The sequence below is a fragment of the Pigmentiphaga sp. genome, assembly GCF_019689535.1.
GTDB lineage: Bacteria > Pseudomonadota > Gammaproteobacteria > Burkholderiales > Burkholderiaceae_B > Pigmentiphaga.
The window spans coordinates 1-8,979 of record NZ_JADGHH010000147.1 but is presented as its reverse complement, the minus strand read 5'-3'; the positions used below and the strand labels follow the sequence as shown (position 1 = coordinate 8,979).

Genomic DNA, 8,979 nt, shown 5'->3' with positions numbered 1-8,979 from the left:
CATCCCCGCCGCCAGCACGGGCGATATGGCAAGCAGGGCATCGCCCAGCGCATCCATCAGGGAGGGTAACAGCACGGCTTCGTCGCCAGACGCCGCAGCGCTCGCGGCCGCGGTCGAGAACGCGGCGCGCATCCAGCCCATGGCGCGGTCGACGATCCCGGCCCCGGCCAACATCAACGCCGCGACGCAGGCGAAGGTCGCCATGGCACCGGACAGGTCGCGCGAACGCGCGACCCGCCCTTCTTCGCGCGCCTGGTCCAGCCGCCGCTGGGATGGCGCCAGGGTCTTTTCCTGACCGCTTTCCTGGTTATCTGACACGGTTTTCCGGGGTATCGACGAACGCCGGGCCCAAGCTGCGCCTGGCGGATACCGGAGTTGCGGGCGAGCGCCAGCCGCCTCGCCACCACGGCTAAGGGATTATTCGCGAAAGGCGCGCATCCCAAAGCCCCGAACAGAGGCCGGAAAACTAGGCTATCTAGATGAGAGCGAGGCCAGGACCCGTGCGTCCGGTCAGAACACGCCCTCGAGCAGCTGCTTCATCTCCAGCACCAGCACCAGCGTGCCGTCGCCCGACAGGGTGGCACCGGCCACGCCGCGCGGATGGATGCCTTCGAGCGGCTTGATCATAACTTCGTCCTGGCCGATGAAGCCGTCCACGCCCAGCACGAGCTGGCGCTCGCCGTGCGCCAGCACCACCGCCAGCGAAGGCGGCTGCTCCCGCTCGCGCCCGAGCAGGGCCGCGAGGTCGAACACGGGCAGGACTTCGCCGCGCAGGGAGAGCGCCTGGCCATGGCCGACCTGGTGAATGTCTTCCTGGCGCAGCGGAATGATCTCGCGCACCACCGACAGCGGGATCGCATAAGGCTGGTCGAGCAGCTTGAGCATCAGCACGGGCAGGATGGCCAGCGTGAGCGGTAGCGAAATCACGATGCGCGAGCCCATGCCCGGCGAAGAATGGATGTCGATCTGCCCCTTGAGCTTCTCGATATTGGTCTTGACGACGTCCATGCCCACGCCGCGGCCGGAAAGGTCGCTGACTTCGCTGCGGGTCGAAAAGCCCGGCAGGAAAATCAGCTGCAGGCAATGCGCGTGGTCCAGGACGGCCGCCTCCTCGGCACCGATGACGCCCTTTTCCACCGCCTTGCGCCGTATGACTTCCGGATCCATGCCGCGGCCGTCGTCCGAGACCTCGACCACGATGGAATCGCCCGTCTGGCGCGCGGACAAATGCACGGTGCCGCGCGCCGGCTTGCCCACCGAGCGGCGTTCGGCCATGGTTTCGATGCCGTGGTCCACTGCGTTGCGGATCAGGTGCACCAGCGGGTCGTTGAGCTCGTCGAGAATGGTCTTGTCGACCTCGGTCTCGCCGCCCGTGATGATGAGCTCGACGTCCTTGCCGAGCTGCCGCGCGAGGTCACGCGCCAGCCGCGAGTACTTCTGGAACACGCGGCCCACCGGCTGCATGCGCGCCATCATGACGGCCGATTGAAGGTCCGAGACCAGGGTGTCGAGCTGGCTGAACACCGCATCCAGCGTCTCGGCCACGGCCTCGTCGCGGCGGCCGCCCAGGAGCGTATCGCGCAGGCACGAGAGGCGGTTCTTGGTCAGGCCGATTTCGCCCGAAAGATTCAGGATCTGGTCGAAGCGCGCGGTATCCACGCGTATGGTGGAGTCCTTGGCCGCTGCGCCCTGCGCGCCGCCGGACGGCGACAACATTTCGGGCCGATACGGCTTGGAAGCCGGAGCCCCGCTTTCCCGTGGTGCCTGCGCCTGTTCCTGCGCCGGGGCGGTGGTGGCGCTGGATGAGCCGGGCGGCTCGCCGAACGCCGCGCGGTAATAGCCCAGCCAATCGGGCTCGCCGGCGGCCTGCCCCGGCGGCTGCGGCTTGGCGGGTGCCGCCGTTTCGACTTCCGCGGTCCCCTCTTGCCCGCGGCCCGCCTCGGTGCCGCGCAGGCTCCGCGCGTCGAAGGATTCGCCCTTGGCCGCCGCCTCCAAGGCCCGCAGCAAGGCTTCGGGTGCCGGCTCCGGCATCGCGCCGCGCTCCATCTCCGCGAACATGCGGCGCACTTCGCCGGTCGCTGCAAGGATCACGTCCATGATCTCGGGCGTGACGCGCAGGGCGCCGCTGCGAAGCTGGTCCAGCAGGTTCTCGCCGCGATGGCACAGTTCCACGAGCGGCGTCGCCTCGAGGAATCCCGCGCCCCCCTTGACGGTGTGGAACCCGCGGAAGACCTGGTTCAGCAGGCCGGTGTCGTGGGGGCGCTGCTCCAACTCCACCAGGCCGATGTCGACGTCGTCGAGGAGATCCGCCGCCTCGGTCAGGAAGTCGGCCAGCAGATCCTGCATGTCGGAAAAGGCAGACACTCGTTATTCCCGCTCAAAAACCCAGACTCTCGAGCAAGTCGTCGACCTGCGCCTGACTGGTCACCACGTCGTCCCGGCTGGTGGGATCGATGACCGGCCCGTTCATCCACTCGGAATGCGCCGCGCTCCGCTTCTCGGGCGGCGTGCTTTCGATCAGCAGCTTGACCAGCTCATTTTCGAAGTCCTGCGCCAGCTTGACGACCTTCTGAATCACCTGCCCCGTCAAGTCGTGGAAGTCTTGGGCCATCATGATGTCGGTGAGCAAAGCCTGCGTGGCGCGCGCATCTTCCTGCGCGCGCTGCAGGAAAGCGTTGGTATCGGCGGCGACCTGCTTGAATTCCTCCACGCCCAGCTCGCAGGCGTAGAGCTGCTGCCACCGGGTGCTGAGCCGCGCACCCTCGCGCTCGACGGCTTCCTGGATGGCCTGGCCTTTCTCGACGTTGGACAGCGCGCGCTCGGCCGCCTGCCCGGTCAGCCGCGCGATGTAGTCGAGCCGCTGGCGCGTGTCGGGCAACGACTGCACGGCCATCTCGACTTTCTGGTGGTAGCCGAGCTCGCGCAGCGCATCGTGCAGCTGGCGCGTGAGCATGCCCACGCGTTGGTAGAACTCGGGCGATTCCTTCTTCTCTTCGCCGGCGCACGCCGCTTCCGGCGACGCCGGCGCGATCTCGGCATCCGGGGCAGCGTTGATACGCGCCAGCGTCTCGGAGGAGATCTGATCGAACAGCGCTTCGAGGTCTTCGGTATCGCCGGTATGGGCCATTACGTGCTCCCGCTCATTTTCTGGATGATCTTGGTCAGCTTTTCTTCCAGCGTCGCCTTGGTGAAGGGCTTGACGATGTAGCCGTTGGCGCCGATCTGCGCCGCCAGCACGATGTCTTCCTTCTTCGCCTCGGCGGTCACCAGCAGCACCGGCAGCTTCTTGAGCTGGGCGTCGGCGCGGATTTCGCGCAGCAGCTCGAAACCGTTCATGTTGGGCATGTTGATGTCGCTGACCACGAAGTTGAACAGGCCGCTGCGCAGCTTGCTGAGCGCGACCTGGCCGTCCTCGGCCTCGTCGGCGTTGTTGTAACCAAGTTCCTTCAGCAGGTTGCGGATGATCCGCCGCATGGTCGAGAAATCGTCGACGATAAGGAACTTCAAATCGTCAGGCTTCATTTGCTCCCTTTCTGGCCTTGATATGGGTAAGTTGAGCGGCGATCATACTAGCCAGTTCCGAGGGGTGGAATTTCGCGACATAGGCATCGACTCCCACCTGTTGTCCGAGCTTCTTGTTTGCAACCGACGACAGCGACGAATGCATCACGACCGGTATCTTGCTGAAACGTGGGTCAGCCTTAATGTGCCGGGTCAGCACGTAGCCGTCCATCTCCGGCATCTCGGCATCGACCAGGATCAGCCCCAACATCAGTTCGACCGGCAGCTTCTCGGCCTCGGCCCGCGCAGCGATGCCCTGCAGCTTCTGCCAGGCCTCCGCGCCATTGGTCGCATGCTGGTGCGGCAGGCCCATGCGGTCCAGCACTTCCGTGATCTTCTTGCGCGCGAGCGCGGAATCATCGGCAAAGAACACGTTGGCCTTGATGTCCGGATCGACCTGCTGGATCTCGGGCGGAATCTTGTCCTCGCCGATCACCGAGGCCAGGATCTGCTCGACGTCGAGGATGGACACCAGCTTGCCGTCGGGCAGTTCCGTCAGCGCCGTCATGAAGGACGTGTTGGACGAAGGCATGGACTGTGGCGACTTCACCTTGTCCCAGTCGATGCGCACGATGCGGTCGACATCGGCGACCAGGAAGGCCTGCGTGTGGCTCGAGAACTCGGTGATCAGCAGCTTGGTGCGCGGCGCGTCGGTCTTCATGTTGATGGTGGTTGCCAAGTCGATCACGGGCAGGATCGCCCCGCGCAGCGAGATGATGCCCTCCACGCCCCGCGGCACATTGGGCGTCCGCGTGATGGGTATGAGCTCGCACACCTCGCGCACCTTGAACACGTTGATGCCGAAGACCTCGCTGCCGCCGAGCGAAAACAGCAGCAGCTCCATCTTGTTGGAGCCGGCCAGCCGGGCCTTCTCGTCCACCATTTCCATCAACCGATTGTCACCGGCACCCATAAAGTCCTCCATACCAGCCGGACGATGCCGGCCCCGAAGTTCACTGCGATTCGAGCGCTGACACCCGCAGCGCATCGCCGCTCAGGTGTCCCGGAACGGCGGGTACATCGACATACACGCCGCCTTTCTTGAGAAATTCTTCGCTGCGCTTGTTCAGCACCACGATGCTGATGCGCCGGTTCTCCGGCGCGCGCAGGTCGTCGCGATTGAACGGCACGGAATCCGCGAGCCCCACGACGCGCAAGGCCTTGTCCGGCTTCATGCCGGCATTGAGCATTTCCCGGCGCGCGGCATTGGCGCGATCGGCCGAGAGCTCCCAATTGCTGTAGCCGGCGTCGCCGCCGGCGTACGGCGTCGAATCGGTATGCCCGGAGATCGAGATCTTGTTCTCCACCCCGTTGAGCACGCGCGCGAGCTCGTCCAGGATGGCGCGGCTGTAATCCTTGAGCACGGTCTTGCCGCTGTCGAACATGGGCCGGTTCTGCTCATCCACGATCTGGATGCGCAGGCCTTCGTCGGTGAAGTCGAGCAGGATCTGGTTCTTGAACTGCTTGAGCGTGGGCTGGGTGAAGATCAGGCTTTCCAGCTCCGACTTCAGCGCCTCGAGCTTGCGGCGCTCGCGGGCCTCCAGCTCTTCGTCGTTGGCGCGCCGCTGCGGCGTGATGCGCGGGCTCACGTGTTGCCCGCCCTGCAGCACGCTGACCGGATCGCCGGCCACGCTGCCCGCAGTCACGGCTACGCGCAGCGGGGTGCGGAAATATTCGGAAATGCCGTCCAGGTCGGCCTGCGCCGCGGTGGTCAGCAGCCACATCAGCAGGAAAAAGGCCATCATGGCCGTGACGAAATCGGCATAAGCGATCTTCCACATGCCGGTGCCGTGCGCGCGCTGCCGCGAGCGGCGCGGGCGCCGGACGACGATGGGAGCGATGCCTTCCTTGCGTGGTGCCATGACTCGACCCTGTGCCGCGCGCTCAGGCCGCGGACCTGCCCCGCACCGTGTCTTCGAGCTCGCCGAAGCTCGGGCGCTCGGTGGAGAACAGCACCTTGCGGCCGAACTCCACCGCCAGCGCCGGCGCGTAGCCGTTCAGGCTGGCCAGCAGCGCGACCTTGACGCATTCGAGCTGTTTGCAGCTCTCGCTCACTTTCTGCTCCAGCACCGAGGCCAACGGGCCCACGATGCCGTAGGCGAGCAGGATGCCGACGAAGGTGCCCACCAGCGCAGCCCCAATCTTGGCGCCCAGCACCGCGGGCGGATCGCCCACCGAGCCCATCACGTTGACCACGCCCATCACTGCCGCGACGATGCCGAAGGCGGGCAGCCCGTCGGCCACGCGCTGGACGGCCTGCGCGGGCACGCTGGCTTCCTGGTGGTGGGTATCGATTTCCTGGTCCATGAGCGCTTCGAGTTCGAGCGGGTTCAGGTTGCCGCTGACCATGAGGCGCAGGTAGTCGGTAACGAACTCCACCAGCTGCGCATCGGCCAGCAGCGCCGGATATTTCTGGAACAGGGGGCTGTCGTGCGGCTCTTCGACGTCTGCCTCGATGGACATCAGCCCCTCGCGCCGCACGCGGTTGAGGATTTCGTACAGCAGTGCGAGCAGGTCCAGGTAGCGCTGCTTGGTGAAGCGCGAGCCGCGCAACGTGGTAGGCAGGGCCTTGAACGTGGCCTTGAGCACCTTGGTGGAATTGCCGCACACGAAGGCGCCGAAGGCCGCCCCGGCGATGATTACGAGTTCGAACGGCTGGAACAGCGCGCCCAGCGAACCGCCGTGCATGGCATAACCGCCCAGCACCGACGCGACAACGATGATGTAGCCAATGATGACGAGCATATAGAGTCCCACCCCAAGCCGAAGCCACTCCCGTGGCGTCAGGCGCGCAGACCGGCGGGCCTGGCTCGCCGTGCCCAGCAGCATCGCTGGCGCCTTGCCGGACGGCGACGGGCCGGACCTCCGGGAATGCTCCTGCTTGGGGCATTTCGGCTCCGCGCACATTGCGCGCAGCCATGAACGGGTTTTCGGCCGCTGCGGGAAAAACTTGAGGCGGGAACGCGCGCCGCGCTCAACCCGCTTCGGCTTGGATGCCCGTGGCATCCCGGGCCGCACGGCGGGTCTTGCCCGCGCGTGAAGGCATGTTGCACAGCCCGCACACGTACCGCCGCGTCAGCTCGTAGGTATGGGTGACGAATTCGCCGCCACAGGTGGTACAGGCCGCCATGCCCAACATGCCCGCATCGAAAAAGCGCGTCAGGCGCCAGGCCCGGGTGATGGAAAGCACCTCGGGCATGCCGAACTGCCCCACCTGCTCCCGGTACAGCCGATAGGCGCGGATCAGCGCCTCGACCGGGGCGTCACCCATGCTCACTTGGTGGCGATGAATGTTCATGAACAACGACGAATGAATGTTCGGCTGCCAGGTCATGAACCAATCCGTGGAAAACGGCAGCATGCCCTTGGGAGGCGATTTGCCCTGGATCTCCCGGTACAGGCGCAGCAGCCGCTCGCGCGACAACTGCACTTCCGCCTCCAGCACCTGCAGGCGTGCGCCCAGCCGGATCAACTCGGATGCGATCTCGATCTGCCGGGCTTCAGACAACACGCTCTTAGCGCGAGCCATAGGGCCCCCGATGCAAACCACCCACGATAGGAACCCGGCAAATCAGGCCGCGGCCTTGGCCGCCGTTTGGCCCGCCATCAGGATGGCAGCATGGATGCGAGGCGAGGGATCATCGCGCTTGGGAGAGGCAAGCAGGTTCCAGATGAGCGTGTCGTCGAAGCGGAAGCGCGCCAGCAACATGCCCGAGCTGGCAATCTTGAGGAGCTGTGCCGTGGTAAGCGAGAGTAAAATGTCGGCCACCTCGGCGGAAATACCCAGGCGATACAAGGCTTCGCTGCGGTCCACGCGCAGCATTTGCTGGGCAAGCATCAAATAAGTCAGGTTCGCGTCGCGGATTTCCTCGCTCAATCGAGACATGGGAGAATGCTCGGCTTTCGAGGCCGGCAGCGCCGCTTCGACCTCGTCGCACACTTGACTCATCGTGATTCCTTTAGGAAGCGCCCCTGAGGGCGAAAACAACACTGATAACCCGACCAAATTTGGTGCGGAGTTCGGTTGCATTGCTTCAATATGTAAATTATCCGACAACCGTAACGACGGCCAGGTCGGAAGCGGGCTGGATTTCACGTCTACCTAAGCCCCCTCCACATGTAAGAATTTTTCTTACACCACGGACTGGATTGACTTGCACACACCGATGCAAAACGCGATTCCCTTCTTGCAACATGGCGCAGCCCTCGGCGACAAAGACCGCGACCTTCTCCAAGCCGCCCTGGAGTCGCTGCCGGCCGCGGTGTGGGTCGTAGACCGCGAAGGCCGCTACCGCTATGTGTCCCAGACCTACGCCCGGCTGCTGGACACTTCGGCCGAACATTGCCTCGGCAAGCCCATGGAAGACGTGATGCCCGCTTCGCTTGCCCGCATTTACCGGGTCCGCCACCAGCAAATGCTGGAGTCCAAGTCGCGCCGGCGCTTCGAGCAAATCTGGACGGTGAATGGCGAGCCCCGCTGGTTCGAAGTCCACATGAATTGCCTGTACAACGAGGAAGGCGAAGCCGTGGCCGTCTCGGGCTACGCGCGCGACGTCACGCAGCACATGGAGCAACAAGAAGCGGCGCGGCGCATCCAGGGCGAACTCGAGAAACGCGTGGCCGAGCGCACGCAGCAGCTGCGCGTCATCAATGAAGAACTCGAGGCCTTTTCGTATTCGGTCTCGCACGACCTGCGCGCGCCGCTGCGCCAGATCGCGGGCTTTGCGGAATTGCTGGGGTCGCGGCTCGCCGGCTGGCGGGACGAAACGGCCGCCAGCCACCTGCAGCACATCCTTGACACCACGCGCCACATGGACGGCTTGATCGCCAACCTATTGCAATTGGCCCGCATCAACCAGAGCGGGCTGCACAAGACCCGCGTGGACCTTGCCGCCCTCGCCCGTGACGTGGTGGCACAACTGCGCTGCGACCATCCCACGCGAACGGTCAAGGTTGACCTACCCGAAAGCCTCCACGCCGAATGCGACGCCGGCCTGATGCGCATCGCGCTCGACAACCTGCTCGGCAACGCCTGGAAATTCACGGGCAAGCAGCCCGACGCGCAGATACAGTTCGGCAGCTTCCCCCGCGGCGAACAGACGGTGTATTTCGTGCGCGACAACGGCGCGGGCTTTGACGCGAAAAACGCCGAACGCATCTTTGGCGCCTTCCAGCGCTTCCACCGCGCGAGCGACTTCCCCGGCACCGGCGTGGGGCTCGCCACGGTCCGCCGCATCATCAGCCGCCACGGCGGCCAGATCTGGGCAGAAAGCGCGGCCGGGCAAGGCGCCACGTTCTACTTCACGCTGGAAACATTGAACTGAGCTTGAACCGAGCGGGAAGGCCCGATGCCTTCGCGAGCATCCCATTCAAGGCGCCCGCCTCCCCTGCGTCCAGCACGACGCCCCTCCCGTTCAC

General features: G+C 65.1%; 10 protein-coding genes. 1 reads left to right on the top strand and 9 read right to left on the bottom strand.

Features of this window, described 5'->3' with window-relative positions; translation table 11 throughout:
• The 9 genes from IRZ12_RS12790 to flhD all read right to left on the bottom strand — a co-directional run.
• A partial coding sequence (locus IRZ12_RS12790; protein WP_296469007.1) for an EscU/YscU/HrcU family type III secretion system export apparatus switch protein occupies positions 1 to 318 on the bottom strand: 318 nt, incomplete at its 3' end.
• A gap of 192 nt (positions 319 to 510) precedes the next feature.
• Entirely contained in the window at positions 511 to 2,364 is a 1,854-nt protein-coding gene (locus tag IRZ12_RS12785; protein ID WP_296469005.1) for a chemotaxis protein CheA, read from the bottom strand.
• Positions 2,365 to 2,377: 13 nt separating this feature from the next.
• Positions 2,378 to 3,127: a protein phosphatase CheZ gene (cheZ, locus tag IRZ12_RS12780; protein WP_296469003.1), complete on the bottom strand. Its 750-nt coding sequence runs from the start codon at positions 3,125 to 3,127 to the stop codon at positions 2,378 to 2,380.
• The gene (gene cheY / locus IRZ12_RS12775) at positions 3,127 to 3,522 is read right to left on the bottom strand and encodes a chemotaxis response regulator CheY (protein WP_296469001.1); all 396 of its coding nucleotides are present in this window, start codon (positions 3,520 to 3,522) and stop codon (positions 3,127 to 3,129) included. The genes cheZ and cheY overlap by 1 nt, the downstream gene beginning before the upstream one ends.
• Positions 3,512 to 4,474: a chemotaxis protein gene (locus tag IRZ12_RS12770; RefSeq protein ID WP_296468997.1), complete on the bottom strand. Its 963-nt coding sequence runs from the start codon at positions 4,472 to 4,474 to the stop codon at positions 3,512 to 3,514. The genes cheY and IRZ12_RS12770 overlap by 11 nt, the downstream gene beginning before the upstream one ends.
• A 40-nt stretch (positions 4,475 to 4,514) precedes the next feature.
• Positions 4,515 to 5,423 carry a flagellar motor protein MotB gene (gene motB / locus IRZ12_RS12765; protein ID WP_296468995.1) on the bottom strand — a complete coding sequence of 303 codons (909 nt, stop codon included), beginning with the start codon at positions 5,421 to 5,423 and terminating at the stop codon, positions 4,515 to 4,517.
• A 22-nt stretch (positions 5,424 to 5,445) separates the two neighbouring features.
• A complete protein-coding gene (gene motA, locus IRZ12_RS12760; RefSeq protein ID WP_296468993.1) occupies positions 5,446 to 6,306 on the bottom strand; it encodes a flagellar motor stator protein MotA in 861 nt (286 codons plus the stop codon).
• Between the two features lie 229 nt (positions 6,307 to 6,535).
• Positions 6,536 to 7,090, bottom strand: coding sequence for a flagellar transcriptional regulator FlhC (gene flhC / locus IRZ12_RS12755; protein WP_296468991.1), 555 nt, complete (start codon positions 7,088 to 7,090; stop codon positions 6,536 to 6,538).
• Positions 7,091 to 7,132: 42 nt separating this feature from the next.
• Positions 7,133 to 7,447: a flagellar transcriptional regulator FlhD gene (gene flhD, locus IRZ12_RS12750; protein WP_296469009.1), complete on the bottom strand. Its 315-nt coding sequence runs from the start codon at positions 7,445 to 7,447 to the stop codon at positions 7,133 to 7,135.
• A gap of 280 nt (positions 7,448 to 7,727) precedes the next feature.
• On the opposite strand from flhD, the gene IRZ12_RS12745 reads away from it, so the two are divergent.
• The gene (locus tag IRZ12_RS12745; protein ID WP_296468989.1) at positions 7,728 to 8,885 is read left to right on the top strand and encodes an ATP-binding protein; all 1,158 of its coding nucleotides are present in this window, start codon (positions 7,728 to 7,730) and stop codon (positions 8,883 to 8,885) included.
• Positions 8,886 to 8,979: the final 94 nt, after the last annotated feature.